This window comes from Herbaspirillum sp. RTI4 (genome assembly GCF_034313965.1).
Taxonomy (GTDB): Bacteria; Pseudomonadota; Gammaproteobacteria; order Burkholderiales; family Burkholderiaceae_D; genus Herbaspirillum.
On sequence record NZ_JAVIWQ010000002.1, the window covers coordinates 39680 to 55366 of the forward strand.

The 15687-nt window shown below is 55.7% G+C and carries 18 protein-coding genes; 7 read left to right on the forward strand and 11 right to left on the reverse strand.

All coding sequences use genetic code 11. The features are described from left to right. The first annotated feature begins 26 nt into the window (after window positions 1-26). From RGU70_RS00395 to RGU70_RS00410, 4 genes are all read left to right on the forward strand, one after another. Window positions 27-590, forward strand: coding sequence for a YceI family protein (locus tag RGU70_RS00395; RefSeq protein ID WP_322207459.1), 564 nt, complete (start codon window positions 27-29; stop codon window positions 588-590). Window positions 591-632: 42 nt separating this feature from the next. Next, window positions 633-1208, forward strand: coding sequence for a YceI family protein (locus RGU70_RS00400; protein ID WP_322207460.1), 576 nt, complete (start codon window positions 633-635; stop codon window positions 1206-1208). Between the two features lie 212 nt (window positions 1209-1420). Further along, window positions 1421-2056, forward strand: coding sequence for a pyridoxamine 5'-phosphate oxidase (gene pdxH, locus RGU70_RS00405; protein WP_322207461.1), 636 nt, complete (start codon window positions 1421-1423; stop codon window positions 2054-2056). 158 nt (window positions 2057-2214) lie between these two features. Further along, the gene (locus tag RGU70_RS00410; protein WP_322207462.1) at window positions 2215-3432 is read left to right on the forward strand and encodes a cyclopropane-fatty-acyl-phospholipid synthase family protein; all 1218 of its coding nucleotides are present in this window, start codon (window positions 2215-2217) and stop codon (window positions 3430-3432) included. On the opposite strand, the gene msrA is transcribed toward RGU70_RS00410, so the two are convergent. Continuing rightward, window positions 3429-3959 (reverse strand): peptide-methionine (S)-S-oxide reductase MsrA, encoded by a 531-nt coding sequence (gene msrA / locus RGU70_RS00415; protein WP_322210651.1) that lies wholly within the window; start codon window positions 3957-3959, stop codon window positions 3429-3431. The genes RGU70_RS00410 and msrA overlap by 4 nt on opposite strands. Before the next feature lie 177 nt (window positions 3960-4136). Between msrA and RGU70_RS00420 the strand changes: the two genes are divergently transcribed. Next, window positions 4137-4658, forward strand: coding sequence for a flavin reductase family protein (locus RGU70_RS00420; RefSeq protein WP_322207463.1), 522 nt, complete (start codon window positions 4137-4139; stop codon window positions 4656-4658). Window positions 4659-4748: 90 nt separating this feature from the next. Here the strand turns inward: RGU70_RS00420 and RGU70_RS00425 are convergent, their stop codons facing one another. The 10 genes from RGU70_RS00425 to RGU70_RS00470 all read right to left on the reverse strand — a co-directional run bounded on the left by RGU70_RS00425 (window position 4749) and on the right by RGU70_RS00470 (window position 14751). Beyond that, window positions 4749-5465 carry an OmpW/AlkL family protein gene (locus RGU70_RS00425; RefSeq protein ID WP_322207464.1) on the reverse strand — a complete coding sequence of 239 codons (717 nt, stop codon included), beginning with the start codon at window positions 5463-5465 and terminating at the stop codon, window positions 4749-4751. A 366-nt stretch (window positions 5466-5831) separates the two neighbouring features. Further along, window positions 5832-6866, reverse strand: a complete 1035-nt coding sequence (locus RGU70_RS00430; protein ID WP_322207465.1) for an L-threonylcarbamoyladenylate synthase — start codon at window positions 6864-6866, stop codon at window positions 5832-5834. Next, window positions 6863-8086 carry a 5-(carboxyamino)imidazole ribonucleotide synthase gene (locus tag RGU70_RS00435; RefSeq protein ID WP_322207466.1) on the reverse strand — a complete coding sequence of 408 codons (1224 nt, stop codon included), beginning with the start codon at window positions 8084-8086 and terminating at the stop codon, window positions 6863-6865. Before RGU70_RS00435 ends, RGU70_RS00430 begins: the two co-directional genes overlap by 4 nt. After that, window positions 8083-8619: a 5-(carboxyamino)imidazole ribonucleotide mutase gene (gene purE, locus RGU70_RS00440; RefSeq protein ID WP_322207467.1), complete on the reverse strand. Its 537-nt coding sequence runs from the start codon at window positions 8617-8619 to the stop codon at window positions 8083-8085. The genes RGU70_RS00435 and purE overlap by 4 nt, the downstream gene beginning before the upstream one ends. Window position 8620: 1 nt before the next feature. Further along, window positions 8621-9517 (reverse strand): phosphoribosylaminoimidazolesuccinocarboxamide synthase, encoded by an 897-nt coding sequence (locus RGU70_RS00445; protein WP_322207468.1) that lies wholly within the window; start codon window positions 9515-9517, stop codon window positions 8621-8623. A 111-nt stretch (window positions 9518-9628) separates the two neighbouring features. Beyond that, window positions 9629-10693, reverse strand: a complete 1065-nt coding sequence (gene fba / locus RGU70_RS00450; protein ID WP_322207469.1) for a class II fructose-bisphosphate aldolase — start codon at window positions 10691-10693, stop codon at window positions 9629-9631. A gap of 191 nt (window positions 10694-10884) precedes the next feature. Beyond that, window positions 10885-12318: a pyruvate kinase gene (gene pyk / locus RGU70_RS00455; protein WP_322207470.1), complete on the reverse strand. Its 1434-nt coding sequence runs from the start codon at window positions 12316-12318 to the stop codon at window positions 10885-10887. A gap of 46 nt (window positions 12319-12364) precedes the next feature. Then, complete coding sequence (locus RGU70_RS00460; RefSeq protein WP_322207471.1) at window positions 12365-13555, reverse strand: phosphoglycerate kinase; 1191 nt, start codon at window positions 13553-13555, stop codon at window positions 12365-12367. 111 nt (window positions 13556-13666) lie between these two features. Continuing rightward, window positions 13667-13990 (reverse strand): AzlD domain-containing protein, encoded by a 324-nt coding sequence (locus RGU70_RS00465; RefSeq protein WP_322207472.1) that lies wholly within the window; start codon window positions 13988-13990, stop codon window positions 13667-13669. Then, on the reverse strand, window positions 13987-14751 hold the full coding sequence (locus RGU70_RS00470) for an AzlC family ABC transporter permease (RefSeq protein WP_322207473.1): 765 nt from the start codon (window positions 14749-14751) through the stop codon (window positions 13987-13989). Before RGU70_RS00470 ends, RGU70_RS00465 begins: the two co-directional genes overlap by 4 nt. A 182-nt stretch (window positions 14752-14933) precedes the next feature. Here RGU70_RS00470 and RGU70_RS00475 point away from each other — a divergent pair, with 182 nt between their 5' ends. Both RGU70_RS00475 and RGU70_RS00480 read left to right on the forward strand, forming a co-directional pair. Further along, entirely contained in the window at window positions 14934-15149 is a 216-nt protein-coding gene (locus RGU70_RS00475; RefSeq protein WP_322207474.1) for a zinc-finger domain-containing protein, read from the forward strand. A gap of 98 nt (window positions 15150-15247) precedes the next feature. After that, window positions 15248-15679 carry a YybH family protein gene (locus RGU70_RS00480; RefSeq protein ID WP_322207475.1) on the forward strand — a complete coding sequence of 144 codons (432 nt, stop codon included), beginning with the start codon at window positions 15248-15250 and terminating at the stop codon, window positions 15677-15679. Window positions 15680-15687: the final 8 nt, after the last annotated feature.

Genomic DNA, 15687 nt, shown 5'->3' on the forward strand with positions numbered 1-15687 from the left:
GATCGCTCGACTTAAAGGACTTCTCCATGCATATCACTTCTGCCCTGCGTAGCCTGAGTCTGGCTGTTTGCTTGACCACTCTCTTCGCGACGGCCCATGCCGCACCACTAAAAACAGATACGGCAAAAAGCAGCGTCCTCATCACATTCAAACAATTGAATGTGCCGGTAGACGCCACGTTCAAAAGCTTCGATGCCCGCATTGATTTCGATGCGACGAAGCCGGCACTCGGCAAAGCCAGTATTGATATCAACATCGCCAGCTTCGATCTCGGCGAAGCCGAATACAACAAAGAAGTGATGAAAAAAGACTGGTTCAATACGGCCCAGTTTCCCAAGGCAAATTTCATCTCCTCCAGCATCAAACCAAGCACGCCCGGCAAATTCGACGTTACCGGAAAGCTGACCATCAAAGGCAAAACCAGCGAAGTCCATTTCCCGCTCACCGTCAACAAAACCGGTGCTAATCAGGTGTTCGACGGCACCTTGCCGATCAAGCGACTGACTTACAACATCGGTGAAGGCGAGTGGAAAGATACCGGCATGGTCGCCGATGAAGTCCTGATTAAATTTCATATCGTCGCGCAATAACACGGCGTTTTTTTCACCCGCTCGTTCAACGAAGGAATTCCTATGAAACATACTGCCACTGCGTTTTCCCTGATTGCCCTCGGTTTGTTTGCTAATGCTGTCCAGGCTGCTGATACGTACACTGTCGATCCCAATCACACCTATCCCAGTTTTGCAGCTGACCATATGGGTGGCCTGTCGATATGGCGCGGAAAATTCACCAAGACCAGCGGCCAGATCACATTGGACCGCGCCGCTAAAACCGGCAGCGCCGATATCGTGATCGACATGTCTTCCGCGGATTTCGGCAATCGCATCCTGAGCGAAGAATCAAAGACCGCGAAGATCTTCGATGCTGCGCAATTTCCGACCGCTAACTTCAAGGGAACGTCGATCAAATTTGACGGTGACAAACCGGTTTCGGTCGAAGGCAATTTCACTTTGCATGGCGTCACTAAACCTTTGACGCTGACGATCAACCAGTTCAAATGCATCCAGCATCCGATGCTCAAACGCGAAGTTTGCGGCGCCGATGCGTCTGCCGAATTCAGCCGCGCCGACTACGGCATCAACATTGGATTGCCCCTGTTTTTGCCGCAAGTCACACTCTCGATTCAGGTTGAAGCAATCAAAAACTAAAGCCTCAAAGCAACAAAGTGTCGATGAGAGTAAGCTTGCTTCATCGACACTTTCAGGAACCTATGGTGAAATACAGAGCGACACAAGTGCAAGCCAAGAAATAATTTGCACTTGCGCACGACGAACTTCGCAGCACTGCAATTGTGTTGTGTAGCCCTTTATCACTGGGTTCCTTATGCTTCTTCGTTACGCCCATTTCACGATAGCGCCCCATGACCATCTCCCACCTCCGCAAAGAATACAAGCTCGCCACACTGGCAGAGCAAGATGTGACCGCCGATCCGTTTTCCCAATTTTCCATCTGGTTTGATGAAGCGCTCAAGGCCGAATTGCCGGAGCCGAACACCATGACTCTGTCTACCGTATCGGCTGAGGGTCGTCCTTCGTCACGCATCGTGCTGATCAAAAACGCCGATGAAAAAGGCTTCAGCTGGTTCACCAATTACAACAGCCGCAAAGGTCTTGATCTAGCGGCGCAGCCTTATGCCTCGCTGCTCTTTTACTGGATAGAACTCGAACGTCAGGTACGCATTGAAGGTCGCGTTGAAAAAGTATCCGCGGAAGAAAGCGACGCCTATTTTGCGGTCCGCCCTTTGGGCAGCCGCCTCGGAGCGATCGCCTCTCAGCAAAGCCAACCCATCGCCGATCGCGCAGCGCTTGAACAACAATATGCCCGCGTGGAACAAAGCGAGGGAGAGCATCCGGTACGCCCTGCGCATTGGGGCGGCTATCGCCTGATCCCCGATGAAGTCGAATTTTGGCAAGGCCGTCCATCGCGCCTGCATGACCGTCTTCTTTACAGCAAAACAGAAAAAGGGGAATGGCACATCAAGCGACTACAACCCTAAAGAGCCTCTGAGTAAGCGTAGCAAGCGACGTAATCCCAGGCCTGTGATTGCGTCGCGCAGTAGCCTAGTCAGAACCTTCCTAAACCGCAAGTCCGAACCAAAGCTTGCCACTCCTGATCAGATTGGTATCCATTTGATACATCACTCAGGAGCACACCATGTTTTGGGAAAAAAAACTCGCCAATTGGATTGACACCGTCCGTAGCAAAACCGTCATTCCACTTCGTCTTCAATTATGGAATGGCAGCACGTTTGATTTCAGTCCATCACCGCCGGAAGTCACGCTGACCGTACCGCACGTTTCAGCTCTGCGTTATTTACTCAATCCTTCACTCTCCAATCTCGGGGAGGCGTATGTCGAAGGAAAAATTCAGGTCGCAGGCCCGGTTAAAAGCATTATCCGTATCGCCAATCTTCTGGCCTCACAGACACTGCAAGCGGATGGCAAGCTGGCGCGCATCACCCGCTCCATACGCCACAGCAAAGCCTCGGATGCAGAGGCCATTCACTATCATTACGATGTGTCGAATGCCTTTTATTCCGAATGGCTCGATTCCAATATGGTGTATTCCTGCGCCTATTTTGAGAATGGCGATGAAGATCTGGCTAGCGCGCAGTTAAAGAAAATTGACCATATCCTGACCAAGATACAAGTCCGTCCTGGTGATCGTTTACTGGATATCGGCTGTGGTTGGGGCGCGCTGGTCATACGCGCTGCGCAAAAATTTGGTGCGCACTGCGTTGGTATCACGCTCTCGGAAAAGCAATTCGAACTGGCGACGAAACGTGTCGCCGCCGCCGGTCTGAGCGACCTCATTGAAATCCGTTTGCAGGATTACCGCGATACCCGCGGCACATTCGACCGCATCACCAGTGTCGGCATGTTCGAGCATGTCGGCCTGAAAAATCTGCCGGCTTATTTTTCCATCATCAACAATTTACTGGCAGAAGACGGCCTGGCGCTCAATCATGGCATCACGACCAGCGATGTGAAGAACGGTGAAACCCCTTATGGCGGCGGTGAATTTATTGATCACTATGTTTTCCCTGCCGGAGAACTACCGCACATCGGTACGGTGCTGAGCGCCATGCAACAAGGAGGACTGGAAGCGCTCGACCTCGAAAATCTGCGCCGCCATTACGCCAAAACCTGCAGCATCTGGGCCGATAATTTCGAAACCGGCAGCGCCCGTATCAAGGAATTGGTCGATGATAAGTTGTACCGTATCTGGCGCGTTTATCTGGCCGGCAGTGCGTACGCTTTTGAGAACGACTGGATTTCGCTGTATCAGGTGGTGTGTGCCAAAGCGGGCCGCAACGCAGATACGCTGGACTGGTCGCGCCGCTATATGTACCCACAGTCGGATATCGTTTAAGACAGACTCTTTTCAGCAAACACCTGACGGAACTTCGCTACTTTCGGTGCCACGACAAACGCGCAATACCCTTGTAGCGGATGTTGATTGAAGTAATCCTGATGGTATTGCTCTGCCTTGTAATAGTCACCTAATGGCGCGACTTCGGTCACGATAGGCGCATCCCAGACACACGCCATTTCGGTGGCGATTGTTCTGGCGATGTTGGCCTGATCGGGGGAAACGGTATAAATCGCAGAACGATATTGGGTGCCGGTATCGTTGCCCTGGCGATTCAAGGTGGTTGGATCATGGATAGTGAAAAATATTTCCAGAATGTCGCGGTAACTCACCACATCAGAATCAAACTCGAGCTTGACCACTTCTGTATGGCCCGTCACGCCCTGACAGACCTGTTCGTATGTCGGGTTAACCATGTGCCCGCCGGTATAGCCGGATTCCACATGCTGAACACCTTTGACCTGCTGAAAGACGGCTTCGGTACACCAGAAGCATCCTCCGCCGAGTACTGCGGTTTCTGTTTTCATCATTTCCCCGAACATGGTTGCACTGTGGGCCAACTTTAACGCAAATCGAACTTGCGTGCGGCCCGATTCCCTCCACCTGAGCAGGGCGTCGACATCACTGTCGCCTGCCTCAAGTGAATAATTGGATTTCGGCATAAAATGGCGCCTATCCGAATCACATACACCTACAGGCCATCGATGTTCAGACGCTCCCCGCGCGCTACCACGCGCGAATTCGACGGGCCACATTTCCGTAAAGCATTATCCCAATTTGCCACTGGCGTGACCATCATCACCACCCGTTTGCAAGATGGTAGTTTGCTTGGCCTCACCGCCAACTCATTCAACTCGGTCTCGCTCGATCCGCCATTGGTTCTGTGGAGTCTGGGTACTACAGCCAGCAGCCTCCCCTTTTTCTCCGGCAACTCTCATTATGTGATTAATGTATTGAGTGCAGGACAAGCCGATCTTGCGACGCAATTTTCGCGGAAAATCCCTAATCGCTTTGAGGGTGTGGATTATGAACTTTCGCCGGCAGGGAACCCGATCCTTAAAGGCGTTTCTGCCTGGTTTGAATGCCATAACCGCAGCCGCTACCCGGAAGGCGATCATGTGATTTTTGTCGGGGAAGTTGAACGCTGCGAAGTACATCCGCAGCCCGGGCTGGTATTTCATGGCGGCGGATTTTCTCAGACTACCGAAATCATCGCCCCTGAATAATTTGAACAGGCGCTTATGCCTGCAAATGAATACCGCATTAAAAAACGCCTGCCGAAAAAATCGGTCAGGCGTTTTTTATTTTTACTGCAATCAGAACTTGTAACCGACGGACAAAAAGGTCACCAAAGGATTGATCGCGATGCTGGTCTTGGAAATCAGACTGACACTTGGGGCAGCCGATGGATGAGCAGTAATGACCGCATCTGTCTTCAACGGGATGTATGACACAGACACATTCAATGACCATTTGTCATCGAAGTTATAAGTCGCACCCGCATTGAGTACCGGAGCCCAGGAATTGCTGAGCGACGCATCCGCAGTACCAGAACCACCTGCCGCAACATTCTGGAAAGTGGAATTCAATGATACGCCCGAGTACCAGATATAGCTTACGCCCGCGCCGAGGAAAGGCCGGAATTTGCTGGTTGCCTCACCGAAGTAATATTTCATGACCAGCGCAGGACTCCACTGCTTGGCGCTGCCAATTTGGCCATACGCTGCCAGTGTGCCGGTACCGTTCAGATTGAATGTCGGCGGGATACCCACATCAGCCGTCAGAGCGATGTTATCCGTGAAGAAACGGGTGAAAGAAAGTCCTACGGTATCGGCATTGCTGACTGCGGAATGAGCGTTAGCATCGTAGCCGCGAGGACTGGTCAAGCCATCGCTGGAGTCGTTCGGAGTTAAATGAAACCAACCGATACCAACGATATTGCTACCAGCGGATTGCGCAAAAGCAGGCATCGCGCAGGCAGCCAAAACGGACATTGCGAGAATTTTTGGTAAAAAACGGACTTGTTTGTTCATTGTTGCGTCTCCTTGATTATCTGGGTTATCCCAAACAAAATTTATTTAATCCGGCATGTTTGAACTACCAGATTCGCTTTGCGACGTATGTTCGTCACTTAGACAATGCATCGGATGAAGCCCGATGCGTTGTCATTCTCACCAAATAAAAGAACGTGCGTGCTATTCTTTGACGTAACTATGCCAGCTTTACAATAGTTTGTATAGCGACTGTCTGTATTTAACCACCGTCAAAAAATAAAGGGGTACAACTACTGAAGTGAGTGCTAGGAACGACGACGTCTATCTGAGAGGTCTGAGAGGTCTGAGAGGTCTGAGAAGTCTGAGAAGTCTGAGAAGTCTGAGAAGTCTGAGAAGTCTGAAAGATCAGGCCGTTGCCAGCAAGCGCTCAAGCACTCCTGCCGAATCATGGCAAGCGCGCCGCAAACGATCATTGATTCCCTGCCATGCAGCGCCAGCAGGAGCGGCCTCCAGCAAGATCAGATCAGCACCGACCTGATCCATCGCACGCAGGGACGCATACAAGTCATGCGCATAAGCAGCCGCCTCAGATGGCAGTGCAATGCTGGCGTGCGATGCGCAAGCCAGCGGAGTGATGTGCATGATCGCCATTTTTTTACCGGCTTTGCCAAGACGAACAGCCACCGACGCAATCTCCGCACCCGCCACCATCGCCATCGGCGTATGCGGCGCATAGTGCGCGTCCAAGGTACCGGAAGCACGAGGAGCAGCCGCATCCGGCATCTGCACCGTCACACCCAATACCGCCTCAATCTGCGCCGCACTGATATGGCCCGGACGCAGCAATACCGGGCCATGGCTGGCATAGCGCGACAAATCGATAATGGTCGATTCGATACCGACCTCGCTTTGTCCGCCTTCCAAAATCTCATCAATCCAGCCGTCATCGCCAAACTCATCGCGCACATGCTGCGCGGTCGTAGGACTGACATGGCCAAACTTGTTCGCGGAAGGGCCGGCAATACCGCCCTTGCCGCCTTTGAATTCACGCAGCAACGCTTGCGCAACCGGATGCGAAGGACAACGCAAACCAACCGATTCCTGCCCGCCCGAAACAATGGGATCAATCCCCGCCGCACGCAGCAAAATCAGCGTCAGCGGACCCGGCCAGAACGCCGCCATCAATTGATGTGCCGCCTGGGGAATATCGCGCGCCCAATAAGCGATGTCAGCTTGCGGAGCCACATGGACAATCACCGGATGGTCGGCAGGCCGCCCTTTAGCGGCATAAATATCCGCGACAGCTTGCGGATTTTCGGCATCGGCACCGAGGCCGTAGACCGTCTCGCTGGGAAACGCCACCAGCTTACCGGCCTCAAGCAAACGCGCTGCCCGCGCTATCGCAAGCCGGTCGATTCCGCTGACGTCCAGGTCGCTCATCCCTCAAGACCGAGGATCGCGCACGCCGCCTCAAAATGCGCCCGCGCCTGCACCGGCGTCGGCGCGACGAAAGTGATATGTCCCATCTTGCGACCGGGCCGCGCCTGCGACTTGCCGTACAGATGCAGATGCGCACCCGGCAAGGCCAGAATACGATCCCAGGCTGGCTCACGCGGGGTATCCGAAGCATCACTACCCGCCTCGAACCACAAGTCGCCCAAGAGATTCAACATCACCGCAGGCGAATGCTGATGCGTATCACCCAACGGGAGACGCGCCATCGCCCTGACCTGCTGCTCGAACTGGCTGGCGAAGCAGGCATCCATCGTGTAATGGCCGCTATTGTGCGGACGCGGCGCCATTTCATTGACCACCAGCTCGCCATTTTCCAGCACAAAAAATTCTATGCACAACACGCCGACATACGACAAAGCCGCGCTGATGGCCAATGCAGCATGCTGCGCTTTCGCCGCCAGCTCCGGCCCCATGCTCGATGCAGGTACCGTAGTACTGAACAAGATACCGTCACGATGCACGTTTTCCGCAATCGGATATACCGCCGCTTCGCCATCGGCACCACGCGCCACCAGCACGGAAACTTCATAGGCCAGCGGCAGCATTTTTTCCAGCACGCAACGCATGTCGGGATAGTCTTGCTGCATATCGGCAAAGGCACTGCGTACCTCTGCCAAGGTCCGCACCCGCACCTGCCCCTTGCCGTCGTAACCCATGCGAACGGTTTTCAAAATACCAGGCAGTAACTGCGCGGGCAGCGCATCGATATCCGCGGGGCTGGCAATGATGTGGTGCGGCGCAGGAGCAACACCCGATGCGGCATGGCATCCGGTAAAAAACGCCTTCTCAGCGATACGATCCTGCGCAATCGCCACCGCAGCGGCATTGGGCGCGACAAAGCTGTGCTGCGCTAATGAGGCCAGACTGGGCGCAGCCACATTTTCAAATTCCGTTGTCACGGCGACGCATAAGTCAGCCAGTTTTTGCAGGGCAAGGGGATCGTTGTAACCGGCCTCTACATGCAGATCAGCCACTTGCCCAGCCGGGCAATCTGTCTCCGGCTCCAGCACCGCGACCTTGTAGCCCATGCTTTGCGCCGCATGCGCAAACATCCGGCCCAACTGGCCGCCACCCATCACGCCCAACCAGGCTGCGGGTGTGGCGGTTGGCAACAAGGCCCCGGACGAGAGATGCGGCCGACTCATACCGGCAATTTCATATCGATGGCTTGCTGCGTCTGACGCTGCCGGAATGCCAGCAAGGCAGACGCCAGCGTCGCGTCATTAGCGGCCAATATGGCAATCGCCATCAGCGCGGCATTGGCTGCACCGGCTTCGCCAATCGCAAAAGTCGCCACCGGTATGCCTTTGGGCATTTGTACGATGGACAGCAGCGAATCTTCGCCGCGCAAATATTTGGAAGGTACCGGCACGCCCAGCACCGGCACGATGGTTTTGGCGGCCAGCATGCCCGGCAGATGGGCTGCCCCACCCGCACCGGCAATGATGGCGCGCAGACCACGCGCCTGCGCCTGTTCCGCGTAAGCAAACATCTGATCCGGCATGCGATGCGCCGATACCACCTGCGCCTCATGCGCAATGCCGAATTCTTTCAGCATGGCGACGGCATGTTGCATCACATCCCAGTCGGAGGAAGAACCCATGACGATACCGACCAGCGGCGCATTCGCTGCCTTCAGATTCGCTGCATTCAGATTCACTTCATTCAATTCAGCCATGTCAGTCCTTCAGCGGTGCGCCGGTCAGACGCTCCAGCGCCTCGCGATATTTAGCGCCGGTTTTTTCGATTACGTCAGCCGGCAAAGCGGGCGCCGGCGGCGTTTTTTTCCAATCGGTCACGGTTTCCAGATAATCGCGCACGAACTGTTTATCAAACGACGGTGGCGAAATACCGACCCGGTAACTCTCAGCCGGCCAGAAGCGCGAGGAATCGGCGGTCAGCACTTCATCCATCAAATGCAGCACACCATCGGCATCGAGTCCGAATTCGAACTTGGTGTCGGCGATGATGATGCCGCGCGTCGCGGCGTACTCGGCGGCCGTGCTGTAGAGGCGGATGCTGATATCGCGGATGCGCTGCGCCAGATCGGCGCCAATGCGCGCTTCCATATCGGCAAAGCTGATGTTTTCGTCGTGCGATCCCATTTCCGCCTTGGCTGCCGGCGTGAAAATCGGCTCGGCCAATTGCGCCGCCTGTTGCAATCCGGCCGGCAGCGCAATACCGCACACGGAACCGGTGTCCTGATAATCCTTCCAGCCGGAGCCGATCAGATAACCGCGCACCACGGCCTCGACCAGAATCGGCTGCAAGCGTTTGGCCACCACAGCCCGGCCGCGCACCTGTTCGACCTCATCGGGAGCGACCACAGTTTCCGGCGCAATGCCGGTCAAATGATTCGGCACAATTCCCGCCAGTTTTTCAAACCAGAAATCCGACATCTGATTCAGTACCCGGCCCTTGCCTGGAATCGGCTCGTTCATGATGACGTCGAAGGCCGACAGGCGGTCGCTGGTCACGATCAGCAATTTGTCGTCGCCTACGGCGTAGTTGTCCCGCACTTTGCCTTTTCCCAACAGTGGCAGCGAGGTAATCGAGGTGTGGTGCAGACTGGTCATGGCTCTTCCGTAAAATCAAAGCGGGACTGCAACGATGCAGTCCCGGTATGTGTTGCTGATATCGACCAATTACTCAAAAACAAGCAAGAGCAATCGCGAGGCAATGCAAAGTTACTGAACGATTTGCGACAACGCGCCCTTCTTGTACTGCTCTGCCATTTTTTCCAATGACACCGGCTTGATCTTGCCCGCCTGACCTTCGCAGCCGAACGACAGGAAACGCGCCTTGCACACCAGCATGGCGGCTTCGCGCGCTGGCTTGAGGTAATCGCGTGGATCGAACTTGGTCGGATTTTCAATCAGGTAGCGGCGAATCGCGCCAGTCATTGCCAGACGGATATCGGTATCGATATTGATCTTGCGCACGCCGTGCTTGATGCCTTCCTGGATTTCTTCGACTGGTACGCCGTAGGTTTCTTTCATGTCGCCGCCGAATTCGCGAATCTCGGCCAGCAATTCCTGCGGCACCGAAGACGAACCGTGCATCACCAGATGCGTGTTCGGGATACGGGCATGAATTTCCTTGATGCGGTCAATGGCCAGAATATCGCCGGTAGGCTTGCGCGAAAATTTGTAAGCGCCATGCGAAGTACCGATGGCGATGGCCAGCGCGTCGCATTGCGTACGCTGGACGAAATCGGCGGCCTGCGCCACGTCGGTCAGCAACTGTTCGCGCGTCATTTTTCCGTCGGCACCGTGACCGTCTTCCTTATCGCCCATCATGGTTTCCAGCGAACCGAGCACGCCCAGCTCTGCTTCGACCGTCACGCCGATGAAATGCGAAAATTCGACCACCTTGCGCGACACTTCGATATTGTATTCATAGCTGGCAACCGACTTGCCGTCTTCCATCAGCGAACCATCCATCATGACCGAACTGAAACCGGACTTGATCGCCGCCATGCACACTGCCGGCGACTGGCCGTGATCCTGATGCATCACGACCGGGATATGCGGATACGCCTCCACCGCAGCGGAAATCAAATGACGCAGAAAGGCTTCACCCGCGTATTTGCGCGCGCCTGCGGAGGCTTGCATGATGACGGGCGAACCGACTTCGTCCGCTGCCTGCATGATGGCAGTGACCTGTTCCAGATTGTTGACGTTAAACGCTGGCAGGCCGTAGCCGTTTTCAGCTGCATGGTCCAACAATTGGCGCATCGATACGATAGGCATAACAAGTCTCCAGACAATAAATTAAATAGCATTAGGATTTACGCAAAAGCCCGCTGGCGTTGTTGCCTTGCCTTGTCGCGCTACTTGCTGGCCATCGGCCTTTTGCGTCTATCCTGAGAATAATGATTTCACGGCTTTCGGCGCACCGCACCCGGAAAGCGGCGCACCCAGCGCGCCGACCAAACCCGGTCTTAGTATTCGCCGACCCTCAAAATTTTCATGGCATTGGTGCCGCCCACCTGACCGATAGGCTCGCCCCAGGTAACGACAATCAAATCGCCTTTTTGCACCACGCCCTGCCTGAGCAACAAATCCTGGACGCCCTTGAGCACGACTTCCAGATTGGTCGATTGCGCCAGCTCGAACGCCCGCACATTGCGATACAGCGCCACCTTGCGGCGCGTCAGCACGTTGGGCGTGATGGCAAAGATAGGCACATCGATACTGTGCCGGCTCATCCACAGCGCCGTCGAACCCGACTCGGTCAGTGCCGCAATGGCCTTGACCCTCAGATGATGCGCGGTAAACAAAGCGCCATAAGCAATCGACTGATCGATGCGGGTAAAGGTCAGATTCAGAAAATCGGCATCGAGCTTGTAGTCTTCCGATTTTTCCGCCTCGTAGCAAATCGCCGACATGGCCTCAATCGTTTCCACCGGATACTTACCCGATGCGGTTTCCGCTGAAGTCATCACTGCATCAGTGCCATCGAGTACCGCATTGGCGACATCCGACACTTCGGCGCGCGTCGGCACCGCGTTGAAGATCATCGACTCCATCATCTGCGTCGCGGTAATGGCAAGCTTGTTGGAGGCACGCGCCATCTTGATCATGCGTTTTTGCAAACCCGGCACCGCGGCATTGCCGACTTCCACTGCCAGATCGCCACGCGCCACCATGATGCCGTCCGACGCATCGAGAATTTCCTGGAGCAGCGGGATCGCCTCGGCGCGCTCGATCTTGGCAATCATCAGCGGACGATGGCCGAAGGGCTCGCCGGCGACGTTACCGAGCTGACGCGCCATTTCCATGTCCGTCGCATTTTTCGGGAAGGAGACCGCCACATAGTCAGCCTGAAAACTCATGGCCGTCTTGATGTCTTCCATATCCTTGGCCGTCAGCGCCGGGGCCGACAAACCGCCGCCCTGACGATTAATGCCCTTGTTGTTCGACAGTTCGCCACCGATCCTGACGATGGTATGAATCTCGCTGCCCTGCACGCGCTCGACCACCAGCACGATCAGGCCATCGTTGAGCAACAGCACATCTTCTGCATGCAGATCGCGCGGCAAGGCCTTGTAATCGAGACCGACACGGTCCTGATTACCCAGCTCGCAGGCCGCATCGAGAATGAAATGCGCGCCCTTGACCAGTTCAATCTTGCCATTCTCGAATTTGCCGACCCGAATCTTCGGGCCCTGCAAATCCGCCATGATCGCCACCTGAGAGCCGCATGCTTCGGCCACTTCGCGCACCAGCACGGCGCGATCGATATGGTCCTGCGCCACGCCATGGGAAAAATTCAAGCGCACCACATTCACACCCGCCTGGATCATGCGGGTCAGCGTTTCACGATCACTGGAAGCAGGGCCGATGGTGGCGACAATTTTGGTGGCTCGTGACATGGCTGACTCCCGGTTGGTGGTAAGGACGTGGGGTGATAGAAACCGCTTAAGCGGCCCGTTGGATGAGGATATCGACTGCTGGCAGGGTTTTGCCTTCCAGGAACTCAAGGAATGCGCCACCGCCGGTGGAGATGTAATCGATGCGATCCGCGATGCCGTATTTGGCAATCGCCGCCAGCGTATCGCCACCGCCGGCGATCGAAAATCCGGGCGATCCGGCAATGGCCTGCGCCAGCGTTTTGGTGCCGGCGCCGAACTGATCGAACTCAAACACACCTACCGGGCCGTTCCAGACGATGGTGCCGGCCAGTGCAATTTGCGCTGCCAGCGTTGCTGCTGTTTGCGGGCCGATATCGAAAATCATGTCATCGTCCTGCACTTCCGTTGCCAGCTTGGTCGTGGCCACGGCAACAGGAGAAAATTCTTTGCTGCAAATCACATCGACCGGAATCGGCACCGATGCGCCGCGTTCGGCCATCAGCGCCATGATCGCCCGCGCTTCGTCCAGCAAGGCGGGTTCGGCCAGCGACTTGCCGATATTCAGACCGGCGGCCAGCATGAAGGTATTGGCAATTCCACCGCCGACGATGAGCTGATCGACTTTGCCGGCCAGCGCCTTGAGGATGGTCAGCTTGCTCGACACTTTGGACCCGGCCACAATCGCCACCAGCGGCCGCGCAGGTTGGCCCAGCGCCTTACCCAGCGCATCCAGCTCTGCCGACAACAAGGGGCCGGCGCACACCACCGGCGCGAAACGCGCCACGCCATGCGTCGTGGCCTCTGCCCGGTGCGCGGTACCGAAAGCGTCGTTGACATAGATGTCGCACAGCGCCGCGATTTTTTGCGACAGCGCTTCGTCATTCTTCTTTTCGCCCTTGTTGAGGCGGCAGTTTTCCAGCAGAACCACCTGTCCCGCTGCTACCGTGACGCCGTCGGTCCAGTCGCTTTTCAGTTCGACCGGCTGTCCGAGCAGCTCAGCCAGTCGCTGCGCGACCGGTGCCAGCGTATCGGCCGGTTTGAATTCGCCTTCGACCGGACGGCCCAGATGCGAAGTCACCATCACCGCCGCTCCCGCCTGCAAAGCCTGGCGGATTGCCGGCAGCGAAGCGCGTATGCGCGTATCTTCGGTGATATTGCCCTGATCGTCCTGCGGCACATTAAGATCGGCGCGGATAAATACGCGCTTGCCCTGAAGCTGATTGGCGGCGATTAAGTCGCTGAGTCGATTGAATTTCATAGTGGTTTGAGCGAAAACGGCAAAAGAAGGATTTTACCCCAGCAGCACTGTCTCAGGCGATTTTGCGACATCCGGTAAAACCAGCGGCAAGTCGGCGTCAACATGAGAACTTCACAGAAATTGTCTTAACAGGGAGAACATCAGCATGCCGCCGATGATGGTACCCAACATATTGCGGGTCACAACAAAGATCAGCGCCCCGGCGATTCCGGCCAGTAATTTGGGATTGGCCCAATGCAGATCCGGCACGCCGCCATTGGTCAACAGGTCCGGCAAGATAATGGCCGCCATTGCCGCCGCTGGCGCATAACGCAGTGCGTGCTGCAAGCGCAAGGGCATCCTGACCGCGTGGCCGAACAAGAAAAACGGGCTGCGCGTCAGGAAGGTCGCCAGGACCAACAAACCAATAGCGAGCCAGACATCCATCGCATTCATGCTTTCCTCTTTTCTATCCAGACATCGGTCAGCATGGCAGCACCCATGCCCAAGACCACCGCCAGCAGCAATCCCATTCGAAACGGCAATCCTATGCCGGCCACCGCAACGGCCCCGCCGACGAGGGCGCCGACCAGCGTGGCCGCATTGACAATCATGGGAATCAAAATAGCCAGCAAGGCCAGCGTCCCGGCAAAGCCGATATTCCAGCTTGCCGGAATCTGACTGGCCAGCAAAATCCCCAGCACCGAGCCACATTGCCAGCTATACCAGCTCGGATAGCTGATGCCGCTGTAATAGCCGATCTTGCCGGCCGGACGTGCGGCGGTTTCAGCACTGAAACGCTGGGGGAAATAAATAATGGCGATATCGCCGCTGAAGTAGCTGTACCAGAGCCGCTGATACCAGGGCAGATGGCGAAAATGCGGTGCCATGATCGCCGCAAAAATCATGAAGCGCAGATTCACGATCACTGCGGTAAAAAAAATCATCAGCGCCGGCGCATGATCGACCAGCAAAGGCAATGCCGCAAACTGTGCGGAGCCGGCATAGACGAACAATGTCATGCCCATCGCCTGCCACACGCTCATGCCGGATTTCAACATGGCCATCCCGGAGACGATCCCCCAGGCAAACATGGCCGGCATCGTTCCTGCGCTCGCCTTGAAACCAGCCCAGAAAGCAGCGCGCTCAATTTGCTGTGAGCGTTCGCGCACACGCACCTGCGATGCCGCGACTGGTTGCGCGGCCCTTGTCTCCATCGTCATTGCTGTCCCGTATAGAGGCGCTGGAATGGTTTTTGTCGCGCCCCCTGTGCCAAACATTCTACAGAGTAAGGCGGATACACACTTGAATCCGTTAGAATTAGGAGCTTCACCATTTTCAGACCAGGCATTGCTACCAGCGATGTCCAGCCGTATTGTCATTTCCATCGGAGAAACTCATGAGTCAAACACCATTCACTGCTGCACCCTCGACTGCTGCAGCGGTAGAACTCGACGGCAAGGATTTGCCTGCGTTTTGTCCCAATCCCAACATGCCCCACTGGTCTTCACATCCCAAGGTATTCCTGGAGCTGGATGCTGCCGGCCACGCCAAATGTCCCTACTGCGGCACCTTGTATCAACTGAAAGCCGGTGCGGTCGTTCACGCCCACTAAAACGCACTGAAAATGAAGATACTGCGCACGCCAGTGCGCAATCCGGTGCGGCCTGTCCCGCGCCGCCACGTTTTTTGTTATTGAACTCGGAGCATGGGATGCCACGCGCAAAACTGATCTACGGTTCGCCAGACGATATTGAGACGGCGTATTACGATGCATTGAGTCGCTCCGACATCACCGCCCTAATGGCGCTGTGGGCGGACGATGAAGAAATTGTCTGCATTCATCCGGGCGGCCCCCGCCTGATCGGCCATGCCGCCATCAGGGAGGCATGGGAAGATATTTTCTCGCGCGGCAGCGTCCATATCCGACCGCGTCAGCTTCATTCTTCCCACAATATGATGACCGCAGCGCATAGTCTGATCGAAGAAATCCACCATGCCGCCACCATGCAAACCGATGTGCATGTGATTGCCACCAATGTCTTCATCAAAACTGCCAAGGGCTGGCGCATCGTCATGCATCATGCCTCGATTGCTTCGGGTCAAGCGCCGCAGGAATCAATGGCCGGAGCCCTGCTGCACTAGGTAAGCGC

Excerpts from the sequence above, each read along its gene's own strand:
- RGU70_RS00395 (WP_322207459.1), top strand. The coding sequence starts at position 27 with ATGCATATCACTTCTGCCCTGCGTAGCCTGAGTCTGGCTGTTTGCTTG.
- RGU70_RS00400 (WP_322207460.1), top strand. The coding sequence starts at position 633 with ATGAAACATACTGCCACTGCGTTTTCCCTGATTGCCCTCGGTTTGTTT.
- pdxH (WP_322207461.1), top strand. The coding sequence starts at position 1,421 with ATGACCATCTCCCACCTCCGCAAAGAATACAAGCTCGCCACACTGGCA.
- RGU70_RS00410 (WP_322207462.1), top strand. The coding sequence starts at position 2,215 with ATGTTTTGGGAAAAAAAACTCGCCAATTGGATTGACACCGTCCGTAGC.
- msrA (WP_322210651.1), bottom strand. The coding sequence starts at position 3,959 with ATGAAAACAGAAACCGCAGTACTCGGCGGAGGATGCTTCTGGTGTACC.
- RGU70_RS00420 (WP_322207463.1), top strand. The coding sequence starts at position 4,137 with ATGTTCAGACGCTCCCCGCGCGCTACCACGCGCGAATTCGACGGGCCA.
- RGU70_RS00425 (WP_322207464.1), bottom strand. The coding sequence starts at position 5,465 with ATGAACAAACAAGTCCGTTTTTTACCAAAAATTCTCGCAATGTCCGTT.
- RGU70_RS00430 (WP_322207465.1), bottom strand. The coding sequence starts at position 6,866 with ATGAGCGACCTGGACGTCAGCGGAATCGACCGGCTTGCGATAGCGCGG.
- RGU70_RS00435 (WP_322207466.1), bottom strand. The coding sequence starts at position 8,086 with ATGAGTCGGCCGCATCTCTCGTCCGGGGCCTTGTTGCCAACCGCCACA.
- purE (WP_322207467.1), bottom strand. The coding sequence starts at position 8,619 with ATGGCTGAATTGAATGAAGTGAATCTGAATGCAGCGAATCTGAAGGCA.
- RGU70_RS00445 (WP_322207468.1), bottom strand. The coding sequence starts at position 9,517 with ATGACCAGTCTGCACCACACCTCGATTACCTCGCTGCCACTGTTGGGA.
- fba (WP_322207469.1), bottom strand. The coding sequence starts at position 10,693 with ATGCCTATCGTATCGATGCGCCAATTGTTGGACCATGCAGCTGAAAAC.
- pyk (WP_322207470.1), bottom strand. The coding sequence starts at position 12,318 with ATGTCACGAGCCACCAAAATTGTCGCCACCATCGGCCCTGCTTCCAGT.
- RGU70_RS00460 (WP_322207471.1), bottom strand. The coding sequence starts at position 13,555 with ATGAAATTCAATCGACTCAGCGACTTAATCGCCGCCAATCAGCTTCAG.
- RGU70_RS00465 (WP_322207472.1), bottom strand. The coding sequence starts at position 13,990 with ATGAATGCGATGGATGTCTGGCTCGCTATTGGTTTGTTGGTCCTGGCG.
- RGU70_RS00470 (WP_322207473.1), bottom strand. The coding sequence starts at position 14,751 with ATGGAGACAAGGGCCGCGCAACCAGTCGCGGCATCGCAGGTGCGTGTG.
- RGU70_RS00475 (WP_322207474.1), top strand. The coding sequence starts at position 14,934 with ATGAGTCAAACACCATTCACTGCTGCACCCTCGACTGCTGCAGCGGTA.
- RGU70_RS00480 (WP_322207475.1), top strand. The coding sequence starts at position 15,248 with ATGCCACGCGCAAAACTGATCTACGGTTCGCCAGACGATATTGAGACG.